11 protein-coding genes are annotated in these 18,829 nt (G+C 69.5%); 6 read left to right on the plus strand and 5 right to left on the minus strand.

Features of this window, described 5'->3' with window-relative positions; translation table 11 throughout:
* The 3 genes from KBI5_RS14570 to KBI5_RS14580 form a co-directional block, all read right to left on the minus strand.
* A partial coding sequence (locus KBI5_RS14570; RefSeq protein WP_116289917.1) for a type I polyketide synthase occupies positions 1 to 3,872 on the minus strand: 3,872 nt, incomplete at its 3' end.
* Between the two features lie 471 nt (positions 3,873 to 4,343).
* Positions 4,344 to 5,000 (minus strand): SGNH/GDSL hydrolase family protein, encoded by a 657-nt coding sequence (locus tag KBI5_RS14575; protein ID WP_085015533.1) that lies wholly within the window; start codon positions 4,998 to 5,000, stop codon positions 4,344 to 4,346.
* On the minus strand, positions 5,000 to 6,208 hold the full coding sequence (locus tag KBI5_RS14580) for an NAD(P)/FAD-dependent oxidoreductase (RefSeq protein WP_085015534.1): 1,209 nt from the start codon (positions 6,206 to 6,208) through the stop codon (positions 5,000 to 5,002). Before KBI5_RS14580 ends, KBI5_RS14575 begins: the two co-directional genes overlap by 1 nt.
* A 230-nt stretch (positions 6,209 to 6,438) precedes the next feature.
* Here KBI5_RS14580 and KBI5_RS14585 point away from each other — a divergent pair, with 230 nt between their 5' ends.
* The 3 genes from KBI5_RS14585 to KBI5_RS14595 all read left to right on the plus strand — a co-directional run bounded on the left by KBI5_RS14585 (position 6,439) and on the right by KBI5_RS14595 (position 9,016).
* A complete protein-coding gene (locus tag KBI5_RS14585) occupies positions 6,439 to 6,969 on the plus strand; it encodes a PaaI family thioesterase (RefSeq protein WP_023841482.1) in 531 nt (176 codons plus the stop codon).
* A 271-nt stretch (positions 6,970 to 7,240) separates the two neighbouring features.
* Positions 7,241 to 8,194: an alpha/beta fold hydrolase gene (locus KBI5_RS14590; RefSeq protein WP_011437323.1), complete on the plus strand. Its 954-nt coding sequence runs from the start codon at positions 7,241 to 7,243 to the stop codon at positions 8,192 to 8,194.
* A gap of 240 nt (positions 8,195 to 8,434) precedes the next feature.
* A complete protein-coding gene (locus tag KBI5_RS14595; RefSeq protein ID WP_011437324.1) occupies positions 8,435 to 9,016 on the plus strand; it encodes a TetR/AcrR family transcriptional regulator in 582 nt (193 codons plus the stop codon).
* A 314-nt stretch (positions 9,017 to 9,330) separates the two neighbouring features.
* On the opposite strand, the gene KBI5_RS14600 is transcribed toward KBI5_RS14595, so the two are convergent.
* Both KBI5_RS14600 and KBI5_RS14605 read right to left on the minus strand, forming a co-directional pair.
* On the minus strand, positions 9,331 to 9,795 hold the full coding sequence (locus KBI5_RS14600) for a DUF1772 domain-containing protein (protein WP_085015535.1): 465 nt from the start codon (positions 9,793 to 9,795) through the stop codon (positions 9,331 to 9,333).
* A gap of 415 nt (positions 9,796 to 10,210) precedes the next feature.
* Positions 10,211 to 12,478, minus strand: coding sequence for an NAD-binding protein (locus KBI5_RS14605; protein WP_085015541.1), 2,268 nt, complete (start codon positions 12,476 to 12,478; stop codon positions 10,211 to 10,213).
* Between the two features lie 345 nt (positions 12,479 to 12,823).
* Between KBI5_RS14605 and KBI5_RS25350 the strand changes: the two genes are divergently transcribed.
* The 3 genes from KBI5_RS25350 to KBI5_RS14630 all read left to right on the plus strand — a co-directional run bounded on the left by KBI5_RS25350 (position 12,824) and on the right by KBI5_RS14630 (position 18,829).
* Positions 12,824 to 16,072 carry an ADP-ribosylglycohydrolase family protein gene (locus KBI5_RS25350; protein ID WP_116289918.1) on the plus strand — a complete coding sequence of 1,083 codons (3,249 nt, stop codon included), beginning with the start codon at positions 12,824 to 12,826 and terminating at the stop codon, positions 16,070 to 16,072.
* 160 nt (positions 16,073 to 16,232) lie between these two features.
* The gene (locus KBI5_RS14625; RefSeq protein ID WP_011437329.1) at positions 16,233 to 16,910 is read left to right on the plus strand and encodes a hypothetical protein; all 678 of its coding nucleotides are present in this window, start codon (positions 16,233 to 16,235) and stop codon (positions 16,908 to 16,910) included.
* Positions 16,911 to 17,308: 398 nt separating this feature from the next.
* The gene (locus tag KBI5_RS14630; protein WP_085015536.1) at positions 17,309 to 18,829 is read left to right on the plus strand and encodes an aldehyde dehydrogenase family protein; all 1,521 of its coding nucleotides are present in this window, start codon (positions 17,309 to 17,311) and stop codon (positions 18,827 to 18,829) included.

Consider the following 18,829-nt stretch of genomic DNA (forward strand, 5'->3'; position numbering starts at 1 on the left):
TCCAACGCCATCGACGGCTCCAGCACATCCACCGGATAACCCGTCTTCTCCGCCACCACCTCCGCCACCGCCGACTCAATAACCGACACGTCGACGCCCGCCGGCGGCTCGGCCGTCGCCGGCTGGGCAATCCCAGCGGTGGCCGGCTGCGACCCCACGGTCGCCGGGGCCGCGGATGGGACGGTCACCGGAGGCACGGATGGGACGGATGGGACGGATGGGACGGTCACCGGAGGCACGGGCGGGGCAGCCGCGATCGCACCCGCCGGACGCCCGTTACTGTTCCCGGTGCTGGGGATCGGAAGCGGGACGGCCGGCAGCCCGGGCGCCGGGATTCCCGGCGTACGCAGATCGCCCGCCGTTCCCCGTCCGTACAGGTCCGTCGGTTCCGTACCGGTGGTGAGCGCGCCGCCCGGCGCCCCGCCGGCCGCGAGCCCGCCGGCGCCGTGGCCGCCGACGCCGTGGCCGCCGACGCCGTTGCCCTGGCCGCCGACGCCGTTGCCGTACTCCAGGTCGGTCAGGGACGCCAGGATCTCGTTGACCCGGATATGGGCCTCACCCACGGCCAGGCTCTGCCGGGTCACAGCGTCGGCAGCGGCCCGGATCTCCTGACCCGCCCCATTGTCCGCGGGGGCCGCGCGAAGGACCTGCACGAGGCCCTCGGCGACCCGGAGCTGGGTGTCGAGGAACTGGGAGTGCAGGGCCAGATGGTCGCGGGCGACCTCGCTGATGCCGGCGACCTCACCGGCGCTCGGGGCCGGGGCCGCCAGGGTGGCTGCCGCCGGAGCAGGCGCTACCGGAGCAGGCGCTACCGGAGCGATGGCCGTCGGGACGGGTACCGCCCGGGTGGGCGCCGGTGCCGGCTGGGTGGGTACTGGCCGGGTGGGCGCCGGTGCCGGCTGGGTGGGTACTGGCCGGGTGGGCGCCGGTGCCGCTTCGGGGACGCGCCGCTCGGTGGCGGTCGGGACGTTTTCGAGCGCCGCGGCGGCCGACTCTCGCGGCCGGACGGCCGCGGCGGCCGCGAGCGTGACCAGCGCGTCGGCGTAGGCGCGACGGCGAGGCTCCGAGACGTAGTCCGCCCCGGTCAGCGCAACCGTCATCCCGGTCGGCTGCACCTGCTGCGGCAGCGGGGCCGTATAGCGGTTGAGCCCGCTGAGCTCGACGCCGAGCACCGCGAGGCGCACGGCCGCGGTCATCAGAGCCACCGCGCCGTCGCCGTCGCGACCGGCGTCGGTGGGGATCGCCACGACATCGTCGCCGAGGGTGCGCCGGACCAGACCGGTCAGCACCTGGCTCGGCCCGATCTCGACAACCACCGTCGCGCCGTCCGCGCGCAGGGCCTGCAGCCCGGCGACGAACTCGACGGGGTTGCCCAGCTGCCGGGTGAGGACCCGGCGGTTCTCGGCGGGGTCGTCGCCGTACCGGGCGCCGGCGGTGTTGGCGTGCACCGGCACGGCCGGCGATCCGATTTCGGTGACGTCCACCGCGGCGGCGAAGTCGTCCACCGCGTGCCCGACGAGCGAGGTGTGGAACGCCGCGGCCACGGAGATGCGCCGGGCGTCGAGCCCGTTCGCGGTGGCGGCGGTGACGAACTCCTCGACGGCGGGCGTCGGACCACCAACGACGACCTGGTCGGGGGCGTTGTGGTTACACACGACCACGTCCGGGTGCGCGGTCAGCAGCTCGGCGACCGCGTCGCGGTCGGCGCGGACGGCGGCCATGGTGCCGGGGTCGAAGCCGGGTTCGTCCGGCGGGGCCATGGCCTGGCCGCGACGCCGGGCGAGCCGGAAGAAGTCGGCGTCGGCGAGGGAACCGGCGGCCCACAGGGCGGTCAGCTCCCCGAAGCTGTGGCCGAGCAGGCTCACCGGGCGCAGTCCCAGCTCCCGCAGGAACCGGAACTGGCCGACGGAGAGCGCACCGATCGCGGGCTGCGCGTACTCGGTGCGCGTCAGGTTCATCTCGTGGTCGGCACGGTCGCCCGGATCGAAGCTCGGCGGCGGGAACACCGCACGGGCGAGCGTGAGCTCGGCCCCGGCGAAGGTGGCGTTCGCCGCGTCGAAGGCCTCCCGCACCGGCGGGATCTCGACGGCGGCGGTGAGCCCCATGTCGACGTACTGGCTGCCCTGGCCGGCGAAGACGACGCCGACGCGGGGCTGCTCGGCCGCCTGCCGGCGGTAGTGCACCCCGGCGGGATGCGACCATTCGGCGGCGTCGGCTCGCGCCGCGAGCTGCTCGATCGCGATCGCGCGCAGGCGCTCCGCCTCGGCGCCGGTGCGCGCGACGAACCCGACCCGCGCGGCGCTGCCCGGGATGCCCGTGTCACCGTTCGGTTCGGCCTGTCCGCGCACCAGGTCGAGGAGCTCCGCGGGCGTCGCGGCATGCCACAGGTGGGCGCGGACGGCACGGTGCGTCGCCCGGGCGGCACGCTTATCGGCGTCCGGGCGTGCCGTGTCGGGGGTCTCCTCCAGGACGACGTGGAAGTTGGTACCGCCGAACCCCATGGCGGAGGCGGCCGCCCGGCGCCGCCCCACGTCCGGGTCGAGCACCCAGGGCCGGGTGCGGGTGCTGAGGTAGAAGGGCGAGCCCTCCTGGGCGAGCGCCGGATTCGGTTCGCGGACGTTGATCGTGGGCGGCAGCACCCGGTTGTACAGCGACAGCGACAGCTTGATCAGGCTGGCCGCGCCGGCAGCGCCCTTGGTGTGCCCGATCTGCGACTTCACACTGCCGATCGCCGCCCGGCCCGGGCGTGCCCCGGCCTCGGCCAGGACGGCCCCGAGCGCGGACAGCTCGGTGGCGTCACCGACGGCGGTACCGGTGGCGTGCGCCTCGAACAGCTCGACGGACGCCGGGCTCACCCCGGCGTCCGCGTAGGCCCGGCGCAGCGCGCGGACCTGGCCCTCCGCGCGCGGCGCGTAGACGCTCTTGAACCGACCGTCGCTGGACGACCCGAGACCCCGGATGACCGCGTAGATCCGGTCCCCGTCGCGCTCGGCGTCGGCCAGCCGCTTGAGCGCCAGCATCCCGATGCCCTCGCCGACCAGGGTGCCGTCGGCGCCGGCGGCGAACGGCTGGATGCGGTCGGACTTGGACAGCGCCTGCGTCTTCGAGAAGCACATGTAACTGAAGATCGAGTTCTCGGTGTCACAACCACCGGTGATCATGAGATCGGCACGGTGGTCGATGAGTTCGGCGATGGCCCCGCGGACGGCCGTGAGCCCACTCGCGCACGCGGAGTCGACCGTGTAGTTCGTGCCTCCGAGGTCGAGCCGGTTGGTGATCCGGCCGGAGACGACGTTGCCGAGCAGCCCGGGGAACGAGTTCTCCTCCCACGGCGGGAACGCGAGCGAGAAGGCCTCCGAGACCGCGGCGGTTTCGGCCTCGTCGAGTCCCGCGGCGCGCACGACCTCGCGCAGGACCGGCGTCTCCAGCCGGGCCGCCAGCGGGTGGGCCATCGTGGTGGGGCCGGCCATGCCCAGGATGACCCCGGTGCGCTCGGAGTCGTACCATGCCGATCCCGGTGCGCCCGCGTCGACGAGCACATCCCGCGCGACGATCAGACTGAGCAGCTGCACGACCGCGGTCACGTCCAGCAGGTTGGGCGGAAAGCCGAACTCCACCGGGCTGAACGCGACCTCGGGGAGGAAGCCGCCCCGGCGCGCGTAGGTACGGTCGGGCACCGTCGCATCCGGGTCGTAGTAGTCCTCCGGGCGCCAGTGCGTCGACGGCACCTCGGTGACGCAGTCGACGGCGTCGATGACGTTGCTCCAGTACYCCCGCACGTCGCGCGCCATCGGGAACAGTCCGGCGAGCCCGACGATCGCGATCGGGTTGTTCGCGAGTCGTCGGTCGTCAGGGCGGTCGGACTCGTCCACGTGCTTCTCCCCTTTACTGGCCGGCAGGTCACCACCGCGTGCGGCGGGACCCTGATATGTCGGGCGTGGTGCCCTGATATGTCGGGCGTGATGTATCCGGCGGAGGTATTCAGGTGTGAGGTATTGGGAACCGGTTCACCGGAGCGGACCGGCCGGTCCGCCGGAGAGCCAGACGGCCGGCGGGTTGTTCCGGAACAACGTTGTCCCGGAACAACGTTGTTCCGAAGCACTGCCGCAGGTCTTCGTGGCCGTGACAGCGAACCGCGAGGCCTGGCGACAGTTTACTCGTATCCGATCCGCGCGGGCATCCTGGAACCAGTGTCATCGACGTCCTGTTGTTCCGCAAGAACAACCTGCYGAACACTCGATCGGCCGAGGCAATCGCCGCGACGGTGCGTCGTGAGATGCTTCACTCCCGATCCACTCGACGTCGGGTCAGAATACGTCGAGAGGCCGGTCAACCGAACAGGGTCAGGATGGAACCGGAACCGGAATCCGGGGAGCCGGGYGCGACAGGACTTCGCGCACCAGATCCGCAAGGAGACTGGCGACGAATTCGTATCCGGCCGCGTTGGGATGATAGTCCCCGGGATTCCACAGTTGAGAGTCGTGGGCGCGGTCGACGTGATCGAAATCGACGAGGAGAATTCCGTGGTTCGCCGCGGTCGAGCGGACATGGTCGTTCGCCCGCTCGATCCTGGAGCGGAGTACGTCCAGGATCGCCGGCGGCGCCGAGAGCCTGGTGGTGAGGTCCGGAAAGGTGAAGGTGAACGCGGTGGTTCCCGGGACCGCGAGAGTCGCGACTAGGTGGGTGAAGTTTTTTTCGAACCTGTCCTGCGAGTAGTCCGCGAGCAGGTCGTTGCTGCCCGCGGCGATCCCGACGAGGGCCGCCGGGGCGGAGGCGGCGACGTCGAGCTGCGTGTCGATGACATCCTGCGTCGTCGCGCCGTTCCGCCCCAGGTTGAGAACGCGACTGYGCGGAATACCCAGAGCCGCGGCCATTCTGGGCGCCCAGCCGATCCAGGCGCCGTCGGGAGCCGGGTCACCGCGGCCCTCGGCGAAGCTGTCGCCGACCACGGTGAGCATCGGCGACGGCGTCGGACCGCCGATGATCGGTCGACTGTCCATTACACGGCCGCCGCGGCCAACATGATGGACTCGACGTTCTCCGGCGCGAGAAAGACCGACGACGGCACGACACCCGCGATCATTCCGAAGAACTGCGCCCGCGCCGTCTCGTTGTTCGGCAAGGCCCGCCACAGCGCCACGAGGTGCGGCGGGAAGTTCAGCTCGCCCAGCGTCGTGGTGAAATTGAACGCACCGGCCGATTCCTCGTCGCGCAACCGCTGATACTCGGCGAGGGCCTCGTCCATGGGCCGGTCGCCACGCAGCGCCTGGTCCACGTGCTCGGTCAACAGGTCCGCGCAGCGGAAGGCGTCGGTGATGCCCAGACCGGTCACCGGGTCCTTGTGGTAACCAGCGTCTCCGGTCAGCGCCCAACCCGGACCATAGGACGTGCGGTAGTAGTTGTCCGGATAACGGATTCCGTAGTAACGGTCCTCCTGGACGCCATGGCTGTCGAGATCCTCGGCGAGCTCGGGCGCGACGCTGCGGAAGGTCCGGCGCAGGCTCCCGTCGATATCGGCGCGGAACTMCTCGAAATCCTCGAGGTTGCGCATCGCGGTGACGAGGGTGAGCCCGTCATGGGTGGGCCAGCCGGCGCACTGCTCGTGGTCACCGAACCGGCTGTGGAACTGCCAGTCCAGCCCACTGAAATAGGAGTAGTAGATGAAGCTGGCCGCCGGCACGACCTTGTAGAAGTCGRCTCCCACCAGGTCGGCCACGACGGAGTTGCGGCCGTCGGCGCCCACGACGAGAGTGGCCCGCTCCTCGACGACGGCTCCCATGGCGTCCCGGCCCACGATCCCCGCGACCGTGCCGTCGTCGTGACGGATCAGATCTCGGACCGAGAAGCCCTCCCGGACTTCGACACCCGCCGCGACCGCGCCGTCGAGCAGGAGCTTGTCCAGCACGATGCGGCGCGGCGCCATCGAGAACGCCAGCCCGTCGACCGGATCGGCGAACCCGCGGATGACCACACCGAGGTGGGACACCGTCATGTCGGTGATCGGCCGGCAGTTGGTCGCCGTGAGTGCGTCGAGCAGCCCCCACTCCCGCAGACGGAGCAGTGCGGCCTGCTGAAGATAGTGGGTGGAGATCGTGTCGCTGGGAAAGGACACGCGGTCGACGAGCAGCACCCGGTGACCGCGCCGGGCAAGCAACATCGCCACAGGTGAGCCGGCGCAGCGCGCTCCCACGACAATCACGTCGTACATGGTCGGAGACTCCCTGAAGTATGCCGGTCAACCGATCGTTACACTGGCACGACGGGTCCCCGGYGGATGTGTTGTCGTTATCCTCCTGGGCATCCTCCTAGGCTCCCCTATATACCTGCAAGGCGTCACAAGGTGATGTAATCGCACGATAGGAATCACCAATGGCAAAGGRTTCGTAAAGTCGCCTCGAATTCATCCCGAAGAAACCTTTCCAGYGGATGCTCAGTAACATGTCTGCTCAGTCGGAGATACGATCCCCACTGGAGATGGTTCGCGAGGCGCACTTTCAGGCGAACGGTGACGCGCCACCAAATCTCGAACAACTCCGTTCCGTCATCGACACGATGGTGCCATTCTGCAACCTGACCGGGGTGCGGGTCGTCGAGCTGCGCCGGGACGGCGGCGTGGCGGAGCTCCCCAACCGACCCGACCTCCAGAACCACATGGGCACCGTGCATGCGGCGGCGCAGTTCCTCGCCGCCGAGGTCTCCGGAGCCGCGGCGTTCTCGGGCGCCCTGGCACCGAGGATCTTCAGCCTCCGCAGCTTCGTGCTGCGCGACTGCCGGATCATGTACCTGCGGCCGGCGGTCGGTCGGATCCGGGCCCACGGTTCAGTGGACATCGAGGTGGCGCACCCGGCAGCGGAGCGGACCGCCGAAGAACGCTTCGAGATCCGCGGGGGCTCGCTGCTCTACGACGACGCCGGCGCCCTCGTCGCCAAGGCGGAGTTCGACTACCGCGCCTGGTTCGACGCCTCCTGACAAGACACCTGCAGGAAAGATACCTGCAGGCAAGGCGCCGCCGGCAGCAGGAGGGCCCTGCCCGCAGGTAAAGCCCGTAACCACGGCTCTCCCTCGCCCGGGCCGGGCATCCCGGCCCGGGCGTCCTCCGCGACTTCACTGGAAGAAGTCCACAGACGTTACTACGCTCACCATCATGCCCGGCTTTCCGGCTGCGCTCACCAACCTTTATCGGACCCGCTGTCGGAAATACCGATCAGACGATCGGCGATCCGGATGGAAGGAGCGGCACGTGTCCGCAGATGCTCTTGTTCCTCCCCCGTCGGCGGCCGCCGGTGAGACCGAACCCGCGGCGGAAAGCGAGACGGAACTCGAGGTCGCCACCACTGCCGGGACGCGATTCGGCCTGCGTGTTCTTCCGCAGGCCGACGAGTCCGCGCCGGTGATTCTCCTGCTTCCGGCGATGGGGGTTCGGACAAAGTACTACACCCCCTTCGCCGAGGCACTGCGGTCGCTGGGGTACTCGGTCGTGACAACCGATCTGCGCTGGCATCACCACGGAGCCGCGGCGCTCCGGCGCTCGGCCGGCAGCCGGGGCAGCTACCAGGAGGGTGTCGAGGACGACCTGCCGACGATCACGGCGGCGACGCGGGAACGATTCCCCGGGGCGCCGCTGTTCGTCGTGGGTCACAGTCTCGGCGGACAACTCTCGATCCTGCGTGCCGCGCGGGAGGCCCCCGACAGCGGCGGGCTGAGCGGCCTGGCCGTCATCGGCGCGGGCACCTCGTACTGGCGCGTCTTCAGGCCCCTTCGTTCAGCGTGGGTCCTGGGCGGTTCCACGTTCGTCGCGGGGGTGTCGCAGCTGCTGGGCTACTGGCCCGGGCACCGGTTCGGCTTCGGCGGGCGGCAGCCCAGGGCGCTGATGCTGGACTGGGCCAGAAGTGCCCGCACCGGCCGTTACCGGCTGGCCAGGTCGGAGCCCGACCTCCTCGGTCTTCTCGGCGCGGTGACCCTGCCGGTACTGGCCATCTCCCTGGACGCCGACCATCTCGCGCCGCGCCGGGCGGTCGACTATTTCACCAGGCGGTTGACGGGCTCGGAGGTCCATCGCGTCCACCTGGACCGCACGAGTGGATCCACCCACCTCGGTCACTTCGACTGGATGAAGGAACCCGCTGTCATAGCACGCCACGTGGCCGAGTGGATCGACCTCGTCCTCGGCCGGAGCGGCACGGGCGCCCGGTGACGGGAACCGCACCGTGACGGGGTGCTCGTCGCGGTTCCGCTCACTGTCGCCATCCCTCTTGTTCGCCATCCCTCTTGTTCTTGTTCGCCATCCCTCTTGTTCGAACTTGTTCGAAGCARCCGCTCCCCACCGTGATTCTCGCTTCCCACCGGGCAGCCCCGACCGTCCGGTTCACCACGGTTGACAGACGGCTTGTCTTCGTCTCGAAGACAGCCTGTCCATCGCACGTAGGGTGCAGTCATGTCTCCCCGTCGCTACGAGCAACGGCTGCGCACGGCTGGTGCGGACCAGACCCGCCGCCGGATCCTCGACGCGATGTACGAACAGCTGCCCCGGCTCGCGAGCGTGGAGGCGGTCGCGCGGCAGGCGGGCGTGGCCCGGTCGACGGTCTACCTGGTGTTCGGCTCCCGAGCGGGGCTGTTCGATGCCCTCACCCAGGACGTGCTCGACCGGGGCGGTTTCGCGGACCTGGTGCGGGCCGTGCAGGATCCGGACCCACTCGTTCACCTGCGCGGCGGGATCACCGCAAGCGTGCGGGTGTACGCCGGGCAGCGCGACGCCCTGTGGGCCCTGCGCTCGATGGAACAGGCGCTCGATGGCGCGCTGCAACGGGCCGAGCAGGACCGTCTCGGCGGGATGGAACATCTCGCCGAACGCCTGGCCGCCCACGGCCTCCTGCGCGTGCCGGTGGCCGCCGCGGTCGACGTCCTCTGGCTGCTTACCAGCTTCGACGCGTTCGACCTGCTCTACACCGGCCGCCGGCTGTCGGTCGACGAGGTCGCGGCCCGGCTCCTGGCGACCGCCGAGCACGCGCTGCTCTGAACCGGCACACATCCCGCTGGAGCTACCCGAAGGCGGCGATCGACCTCGTCCTCGCCCAGATGGAGACCCTCACCGAGGACTGGTCCCCCGCCGACCAGTAAAACGACACTTCTCCTTGGTCATCGAGCAACCAATGCGCTGACCGGACGAGCTGCTGCCCCCGACATTCTCCGCCTCTTACGGAGATCGATACTCCTGTACTGGACGTGTACTGGACGTGTACTGGACGATAAGAGATGACCTTAACCTTGCTGAATTCGCCGAAGTTCAAAGCCGGTAGCTTCCGCTGGAAGGCCTGGGCGGGCGAAGCCGCGTTAGTACTGGGTGGTCGCGGCCAGGGCCAGYAGAACCAGCGCGATCACCGCGGCGGTCGTGCGGATGCTGTTGAAGAAGTCCCAGCGCGCCCGCTGCTCGCGCCAGTCGGCCGGCGGAGACTCCGRCTGCCAGGTGGCCATGGCGTTGTTGATCGGAAGGTCGCCGCGCACGGTGACCAGGATGTTGGTGAGGACGCAGGCCGCCACGATGCCGGCCAGCACCGCGCAGGCCGTCGCACCGGTGACGCCGRCCGCGACCGCCAGGGCGATCGTAGCGATCAGATTTGTAATCTGCAGCAGCTTCATCATCCGCGGGTAGCTGATGTCGAACGCCTGCTTGACCATTACGTAGGGAGTGGGCGGCAGTGAATGCATCGCGGGCCGTACGGCGACCAGGCCGACCGTCAACGTGCCCGCCACCAGCCCGGTCAATACGAGAGAGATCACGACCAGCGCCGAGACCATCCGCTTCAGCTCTCCGTCCTGTGCATGTTGGGGACATACAGGTGACGAGCAGAGACCCGGGCTCGCCCCCGGGCGACTGTGGGGCTAAGGCATTCATACCGCAGACGACGGCTACCCGAAGGCTGGTTCACGAACCGCGTCCAGAATTACCGAAAGTTCCGGGTCATAGGGAAACGAGGCGGCTCTCTACCGAGCCRGTCACAGGCCCAGGTCGTTGATGATCCGGCCGAGCGGCTCGGGCGTGACGGACGGCTGCGGACTATCGACCGTGAGGCGGTTCATCCCCTCCAGGTAGATGTCCACTTGTTCCCTTTCATCCAAATAGGCGGTAAATATTCACATGGTTTTGTGGTCCGGGCATGACTGTGTGCCGCGCGGCCACTCGTCCAGGTAGCGCACCGTCACGGTGATGGTGTTACGCAGTTCCCGCCGTGGTGATGTCGACCTGCTGGTTGCGCCGCACCATGTCGACGATCCGGTTCACCGGTCCCACCACGAACAGCTCGTCCCCGGGCCGGAGCCGGGTGTGGCGTCCCGGCCGGTAGTCCGGCCCGCCACCGGGAGCCCCCTGGCCGTCCCGCTCCACGCCGCCGTCGGTGTCCGCGCCGCTGTCCAGATTCACGCCGCTGTCCAGATTCACGTCTCCGCCGGTGTCCGCGTTCGCGGCCGCGGTGATCACGGCGAGCACCCGGGTCCCGGTGGACAGCTCCCGCAGGGTCGGGCCGACCAGCCCGCCGCCGGCGTGGATGGTCATCCTGGCCACCAGGAACGGCGTGCGCTGCACGTAGAAGGTACTGATGACGTCGTAACCGAGCGCCGCGCCGACGAAATACGGCGTGGCCAGGGCGGACGCGCTGCGTGCCGTATGGATGCCGAAGCGCCGCTCGACCTCGTCGGCCATCGTGGTGTCGAAGATCCGCAGCACTACTCGCAGGTCGGGGTGGTGCGTGTCCGGGTCGGACTCCCGCATCCGGCCGCGGGACCACCCGCCGCCCCGCCGGGCGGCCCGCCGGGCGGGGCGGCGGGCCGCCCACGCCCCCCGCAACTCCTCGTGCGCTTCCCGGGCCGACAGCACGGCCTCCAGGTTCGCGACGTCGTCGCTGGTGAGCACCGCGATCGTGGCGGCATGGGCGAGGCCGGCCTCCAGCAGCGTCGAGCGGACGGTGGCGTCCCCGATGATCACGGGCACCCCACGTTCACGGGCGACGGGCAGGTACCGGTTGTTCTCGTCACGCTCGATCACCACCACATGCCGGCCCGCGCGCACCAGGCCGTTCATCGTGGCGACCCCCACCGAGCCGAGCCCGCATAGAATGACGTGGCCACGCACCGCCCCGGCCCGCCCGCGTCCCATCACCCGCTCCAACCGACGGCTGATGATGATGTTGGTAATGAACGCATAGACGACGGCGATCGACAGGGCGCCGAGCAGCATCAGTCCGATGCCGAACACCTGTAGCCACTCGTCGGCGGYGCCGAAGTTGAAGTCGCCGTAGCCGACCGTGGCCATCGTCGCGACCGTGAGGTAAAGCGCGTCCAGCGGGCCGAACTCGGCGGGTGCGGCCTCGTTGTGGTTGGCGTAGGTCAACCACAGCACGACCGTACCGACCATCATGATCGTTACTACGGCGGCGAGTGCGAACCGGAAGGGGGGGTCGAGCTCCCCACGGATCATCGAGACGATCTCCCGGAACCTGGCCACCGTGGCCCGCCAGACCCCCCGGACCCCTCCGGGCTCGCGGGGATCGCCGGGATCGCCATGCTCGGCCGAGCCGCCGGCCAGCGCGGCGAACAGCCGCGCGTCGTGCAGGCCCGCGACCGTCATGCCCCGCTCGTGGAACTCCGACAGCCGCCCGAGGAGCGTCAGCCGGTCGCCGGGGCGCAGCGAGACGTCGCGGGGCGGGCAGAGCTCGGGGAGGCGCTCCCCCGCGCGGCGCAGCGAGATCGGGGTCAGATCGCCATAGCGGGCCCGGAAGGCATGCCGGCCTATGATCGACTCCTCGATCACCGCGAAGACCTCGGCATCGGACCGTTCGTCCATCGGGAAGGCGTGCGTCACGTCCGAGCGGAGGCACGCCTCGACGAAGCTCGGCCCCGCGAGCTCGGCCCGGTTCAGCACCCGGACCTGGCTGAGCGCGTCCGCGAGCTGGTCGCCGAGCTGGCGGTTACTGATGGCCACGACGAGCCGGACACCGGGGGCCGTCTCGGCCGCGACCAGCGCCGTGCCCAGGTTGTCGAGGTCCGTCTCGTGACAGGACACGACCGCGAGCGCCGCGGCGATGCCGGCCTCGCGCAGCGCCCCGGCGCCACGGGTACTCTCCACCAGGACCCGCACGCCCCACCGCTCCACCCTGCGCCGGGTGGCGGGGGCGACCCGATCGTCGATGGCCACCACCGTCACACCCGACGCCCGGAGCTGTTCGGCCAGCCGGAGCCCCAGGTTGCTCAGCCCGCAGACAATGACGTGACCCGACGAGTCGGAACCACCCGAACCACCGAGACCACCGAAGGCGCCCGAACCTCCCGAGCCGCCCTGACCGTTGACAGCGCCATGCCCGCTGAGGGCACCATGCCCATCGAGGGCACCATGAACGTTGACGGTGCCATGCCCATCGAGGGCACCATGAACGTTGACGGTGCCATTGCCTCCGGTCACGCCGGGACTTCCAGAACCCGCTGCCATGCCACCCCCCTCCAGCACGCCGAACCGGTCCCGTCCCGGTCATGCCTCGACCGGACCATCCTCAACCGGATCGGTCCGGGGCCGATCAACACCGCTCGGCACGCCGTGGCGCACCTGGCCGGTCCTCGCCGGACCCGGCCGGGATCGGGCGCGCCACAAGGGGAACAGGCACCGCGCTGAGGTGGGGTATGGGGACTCGTCCGCTGCCGCCAGTTTGTCATACCGGCCCGCGGCGACGGCCGGGCACGGACCCGGTGGGCGGATCCGCCGCCTCCGATAGTCTTTTCCACCGGTAAGTGGCAAAACGGTTCGGATTCGGCTACCCAGGCAGGGCGGAGAGCAGCAGTGAAGGCGAACGAAACTACTCTGGGTGAACTCCTCCAGGGTCAGTGTCAGTACGTCGTCCCGTTGTATCAACGCCCCTACAGCTGGGAACGCGCCAACCTGCGGCAACTCTGGGCCGACATCACGAGCGTGGCCGCCGCCGGTCCAGCGGCAACACACTTCCTGGGTTCGCTGGTTCTCGCGCCGAGCCCGTCAACCACGCCGGCCGGAGTGGCGATCTGGCTGGTGGTAGATGGTCAGCAACGGCTGACGGCGCTGAGCATCCTGCTCTGCGCGATCCGCGATCATGTCCGAGATGACGATCAGATGCTCGCGGCGAAAATCGACGATCTGTACCTCATGAACAGGTACGCGGCCGGAACCGAACGTTACACCCTGTTACCGACGCGAGCCGACCGGACCGCCTGGACCGCTCTCGTCGAGCGGTCGCCGGAGGCAGGAGGCCGGGCGGGGATCGGCGACGCATACCAGTTCTTCCGCAAGGAACTCGCCGCGTTGCGCGACGCCGACGACCCGCTGGACGCAGCACTGATCGAGCAGGCCGTGGTCGGTCAGCTCGCAATCGTGGAGATCGCCGCGCATGTCGACGACGACGTCTACCGCATCTTCGAATCGCTCAACCACACCGGCCGCCGGCTCACCCAGGCGGACCTGCTGCGCAACTACCTGTTCATGCGGCTACCCACCCGAGCGGACCGGGTGTACGACTGGCGGTGGTTCCCACTCCAGGAACTGCTCGGTGACAGACTGGAGGATCTGGTCTGGCTCGACCTCGTGCTCCGCGGCGACGACCGTGCCACCAAGGAGACCGTGTACCAGTCGCAGCGGCAGTATCTCCAGACGCTGCCGGACGAGGACGCCATCGAGCAGTGGATCTCCGAGCTGCATGCAAAGGCCCTGCTGTTCAGCCGGATCCTCGATCCGGACCGGGAGGAGGACCCGGTCCTGCGGCAGGCCCTGCACCGGCTGCGCCGGTGGGGGGCGGACGTCGTCCGGCCGATCGTCCTACACATGCTGATCGCGCATGCGAATGACCGTCTCGACGCCACCGAGACCGCCGCGGCACTCCGGGTGGTGGAGAGCTACCTGGTGCGGCGGATGCTGGTCGGCATCGCGAGCGCCAACAGCAACCGCATCCTCATGTCGCTCGTCAAGGAGCTCGGCGACCAGACACCGACCGCCGCCGCGGTCACGCGGGTTCTCTCCGGCCCGCGTAAGAAGTTCCCGACCGATCAGCCTGTGAAGGAAGCCGTCCTGCTCAATCCCTTCTACTGGACCGGACGCGGCCCTCAGCGCACMTATGTGTTGCGCAGCCTGGAAGAGGATTACGAGCATCTCGAACCAGTCGACTGGGGCGTGAAGCTGACGGTTGAACACATCCTCCCCCAGTCATTGTCGAGACCGGGATGGAAAGCGGTTCTCGACGCCGATGCCCACGAGGGTGAGACGCGCGACGAGCTGCACCGCAGGCTCGTCCATACTCTGGGCAATCTGACGCTCACCGCCTATAATCCGAAACTCGCCGATCACGAGTTCACCGAGAAGAAGAAGCTGCTGGCCGACAGCGGGCTGGCGATGAACCGAGAAATCGCCGGTCAGGACAGATGGGGCCGGGAGGAGATCCAGAATCGTGGCCGGGCGCTCGCCGAGCGGATCGTGAAGATCTGGCCCGGCCCGGACGAGTCCGTAGTACCGCCGCCCCAGGACCAGCGATGGACCCTGATGAGCCGGGTACTGRCCGCGATCCCACCCGGCCGCTGGACCAGTTACTCCGACGTCGCGGAGGTGATCGGGTCCCACGCCGTCGCGGTGGGAGCCAAGCTGGCCAGTGCCCGGATCTCCAACGCCCACCGCGTCCTGCTCCTGAACGGTTCCGTCTCCCCGGACTTCCGCTGGCCCGATCCGGAACGCACCGACGATCCACGGGAGATCCTGACCGCCGAGGGTGTCATTCTCAGCAGGTCGGGCCGGGCACTGGCCCGCCAACGCATGACCGCCGCCGAACTCGCCGCCGCCGCCGATCTCGAAACCCCGGAAGAGAGCCAGGGCGCCGCCGGAACCAAGGAACGTCTGTGGGCCGCCCCGGCCGCCCGGTCCGCCGTGGGGCTCGCGGTCAGCCTGTGGCCATCAGAGCGGCGCGCGGCGGCGCCCACGGACGATGCGAACTCCGGCCTCTCCTACCGGGACCGGGTCCGGGGCTGCCTGCTGGGCGGGGCGTTGGGAGACGCGCTCGGTGCGGCAATCGAATTCCAGTCGCTTGACGAGATCCGACGGGAGTACGGGACGGCGGGGGTCATCGGCCTCACGGCCGCCTACGGGGTACACGCTCCGTTTACAGATGACACTCAGATGACGCTCTTTACCGTGGAGGGTCTGATCCGGGCCTCGGTCCGCAGCCGTTCCCGGGGGATCGCCGATCCGCCCGCGGTGCTGTGGCGCGCCTACCAGCGTTGGCTCACGACGCAGCGGCGGACCGGTCCGGCCGCCGGGGAGGTGGACGGCTGGTTGGCGGCGCAGCAGCTGATGTATGCCCGGCGCGCTCCGGGGAACGCCTGCCTGTCCGGGCTGGGGCGCCCCGAGATGGGCACGCTCGCGCGGCCGGCGAACCCCGACAGCAAGGGATGCGGGGCGGTGATGCGCTCGGCCCCGTTCGGGCTGCTCCGGCGGGGCCCGGAAACCTCCTTCGACCATGCGGTCGCATGCGCCGTGTTCACCCACGGTCATCCCTCCGGGTACCTCGCCGCGGGCGCGTTCGCATGGATCGTCGCCGCGATGGTAGACGGCGCTGGCATCACCCAGGCCACCGCATCGGCCCTCGGCCGCCTGTCGGCCGAACGCGACGGCAAGGAAGTAGCCAGAGCTCTGCGGGCGGCGCTCGGAACGGCAGCGGACGGTGCGCCCACGGCGGAACGCGTGGAATCGCTGGGCGCCGGCTGGGTCGCCGAGGAGGCGCTAGCGATCGCGGTGTACTGCGCGGTGGCGGCGCCCGACGATCCGCAGACGGCGCTGCTCGCGGCAGTCAACCACTCCGGCGACAGCGACTCGACCGGCGCGATCTGCGGGAACCTCGTTGGCGCCGCTCTGGGTGAGCCGGCGCTGCCGGCAGCCTGGCTGAAGGAGCTGGCGGGCTATGAGCTGGTCGGGCAGGTCGCGGACGATCTGGTAACCGAGATCGAGAACACCGCGACCGTCTCCGACGCCTTCGGCGCGGCCACCCCGGCCTGGTCCACCCGCTACCCCGGGAGCTGAGCTCACGCACATCAGATCTCCCATCGGTTCGAGCTGCGCCGGTGCTCCGTGGTGCTTCCGGCTCACCTGGTCGGGGGACGTTAACCTGACCGTCCCCCTACCGAAGGTCCCTTTCGGCCACCCGGGGCGGCGAGGTGAGCTGGGCTGCGAGGTGAGTTGCATGAAGGTGCGGACAACAACGGGCCGGCGATGGATCGGGGCGGTGGCGCTGCTGGCGGGCGCGCTGCTCGTGCCGCTGGGATGTGGCGGCGGTGCCGGTGGCGGCGGCTCCACCGACGTCACCACGCCGAAGCCATCGGTGTCCGGCACCACGCCGGTGCCTTCTCCGTCCGTGTCCTCCCGCTCGCCGGATGGACCGGTGGTGACGTCGCCTTCCACGACCGCGACGCCGCGGGAGCCGGTCTGGTCGAGCGAACCGCGCCGCGTCGAGCATCAGCTGTACGGTAACGCGACGGTCGTCGCGGTGCGCGGCGCGCACAACGTCGCCGGCGGGATGGCTTTCGATCGGCTGACGATCGAGTTCCAAGGGCAGCTCCCTGGCTACGAGGTGCGTTACGTGGCCGAGGTGCTGTCGCCGGGCGAGGGCGTTGCGGTCCCGCTGCGGGGGCAGGCGTTCCTGGAGGTGGTGTTGTTCCCGGCCGTGGCCCACGATGAGACCGGTAGGTCGACGCTGCGCACACCGCGGGCCGGCGGCGGGCTTCCCGCGCTCGTCCAGTATCGGATGACCGGCGACTACGAGGGATACGTCCATTTCGGCCTGGGGGTTGACGATCGGGTCGGCTTTCGGGTGCTCGAACTGTCGAACCCGTCGCGCGTGGTGATCGACCTCGCCGCCTGAGGCCTGCCGGTGAGGTCTGCCGGTGAGGCCTGCCGGTGAGGCCTGCCGGTGAGGCCTGCCGGTGAGGCCTGCCGGTGAGGCCTGCCGGTGAGGCCTGCCGGTGAGGCCTCGGCCCGTGGCCTGCCCGCGCCGCCCTGGCGCGGGCAGTTCCCTCTTTGCCGTCGCCGGTCATCGAGCCACACCGCGCCGCACCCCGAAAACCCAACACAACAGCATGATCAACTTAGGCTGCCCGGCACTGGTCCGGGAACGGCCCGTTCGGCATCGGGGGTCGGGACCTTCCGCACATGGTCTCAGGACTGGCGCGATATGGGGTGCTTGGCCTCGGCAGAGAAACATACGTGCCGGTCGGGGCACGCCGGAAGGTGTGCCCGCCCTGTGGAGATCGGGAGGCTGTCATGACGTACGTCCCACCTGGAAAGCCAGGCAGTATCGTCCATGTTACGGACCGGTACGAGAACTTCATCGGTGGAAAGTGGCTGCCGCCGCGGGCCGGTAAGTATTCGACCAACCTCAGCCCGGYCACGGCGCAGCCGATCTGTGAAATACCGCGGTCGGCGGCGGAGGATGTCGAGGACGCCCTGGACGCGGCGCACGCCGCCGCCGGCTCCTGGGCCGCCGCGTCCCCGGCGGAGCGGGCCGAGGTGCTGACCGCGGTGGCGGATGCGATCGACGCCAACCGGGAGATGCTCGCGGTCACGGAGAGCTGGGAGAACGGCAAGCCGGTGCGGGAGACGCTGGCTGCCGACATCCCGCTGGCCGCCGACCACTTCCGGTACTTCGCCGCGGCGGCGCGCACCCTGGAGGGGTCGATCTCCGAGATTGACGGCAGGACCTACGCCTATCACTTCCACGAGCCGCTCGGGGTGGTCGGGCAGATCATCCCCTTCAACTTCCCGTTGCTGATGGCGGCGTGGAAGCTGGCGCCCGCGCTGGCCGCGGGTAACTGCTCGGTGATCAAGCCGGCGTCACCGACGCCGTGGTCGATCCTCAAGCTCGCCGAGGTGATTCAGGACGTCATCCCGCCCGGCATCATCAACATCGTCAACGGGCCCGGCGCCGAGGTCGGCAGAGCCCTGGCCACCAGCCCGAAGATCGCGAAGATCGGGTTCACCGGTGAGACCACGACCGGCCGGCTGATGATGCAGTACGCGGCGCAGAACATCATCCCGGTCACCCTGGAGCTGGGCGGAAAGTCCCCGAACATCTTCTTCGAGGACGTCCTGGCCGCCGACGACGCCTATCTGAACAAGGCGGTCGAGGGGCTGGTGCTGTATGCGTTCAACAAGGGCGAGGTGTGCACCTGCCCGTCCCGGGCGCTGATCCAGGAGTCGATCTACGACGAGTTCATGGCGCGGGCGCTGGAACGGGTCGGCCGGATCCAGCAGGGCAACCCGTTGGACCCGGCGACAATGCTGGGCCCGCAGGTCTCCGCGCAGCAGCTGTCAAAGATCGGCTCCTACGTGGACATCGGCCTGGCTGAGGGCGCCGAACTGCTGGCCGGTGGGCACCGGACGCGGCTGGCCGGAGAGTTCGCGAACGGCTACTTCTTCGAGCCGACGCTGCTGAAGGGCCACAACAAGATGCGGGTCTTCCAGGAGGAAATCTTCGGCCCGGTGCTGGCTGTCACCACCTTCAAGGACGAGGCCGAGGCGTTGGCCATCGCCAACGACACGCCTTACGGGCTCGGTGCCGGTGTGTGGACGCGGGACGGTGCCCGCCAGTTCCGGATGGGCCGGGGCATCAAGGCCGGCCGGGTCTGGGTCAACTGCTACCACCAGTATCCGGCGGGCGCGGCATTCGGCGGATACAAGGTGTCCGGCATCGGCCGCGAAAACCACCGGATGATGCTGGAGYACTACAGCCAGACCAAGAACATGCTGGTCAGCTACGACGAGAACGCGCTCGGCCTGTTCTAG

Origin of the sequence: Frankia sp. KB5, from assembly GCF_002099325.1 — a bacterium.
Taxonomy (GTDB): domain Bacteria; phylum Actinomycetota; class Actinomycetes; order Frankiales; family Frankiaceae; genus Frankia; species Frankia casuarinae.

What these genes read in the sequence shown, in the direction of transcription:
- KBI5_RS14585 (WP_023841482.1), top strand. Translation starts at nt 6,439, where the DNA reads ATGTCTGCTCAGTCGGAGATACGATCCCCACTGGAGATGGTTCGCGAG.
- KBI5_RS14595 (WP_011437324.1), top strand. Translation starts at nt 8,435, where the DNA reads ATGTCTCCCCGTCGCTACGAGCAACGGCTGCGCACGGCTGGTGCGGAC.
- KBI5_RS14625 (WP_011437329.1), top strand. Translation starts at nt 16,233, where the DNA reads ATGAAGGTGCGGACAACAACGGGCCGGCGATGGATCGGGGCGGTGGCG.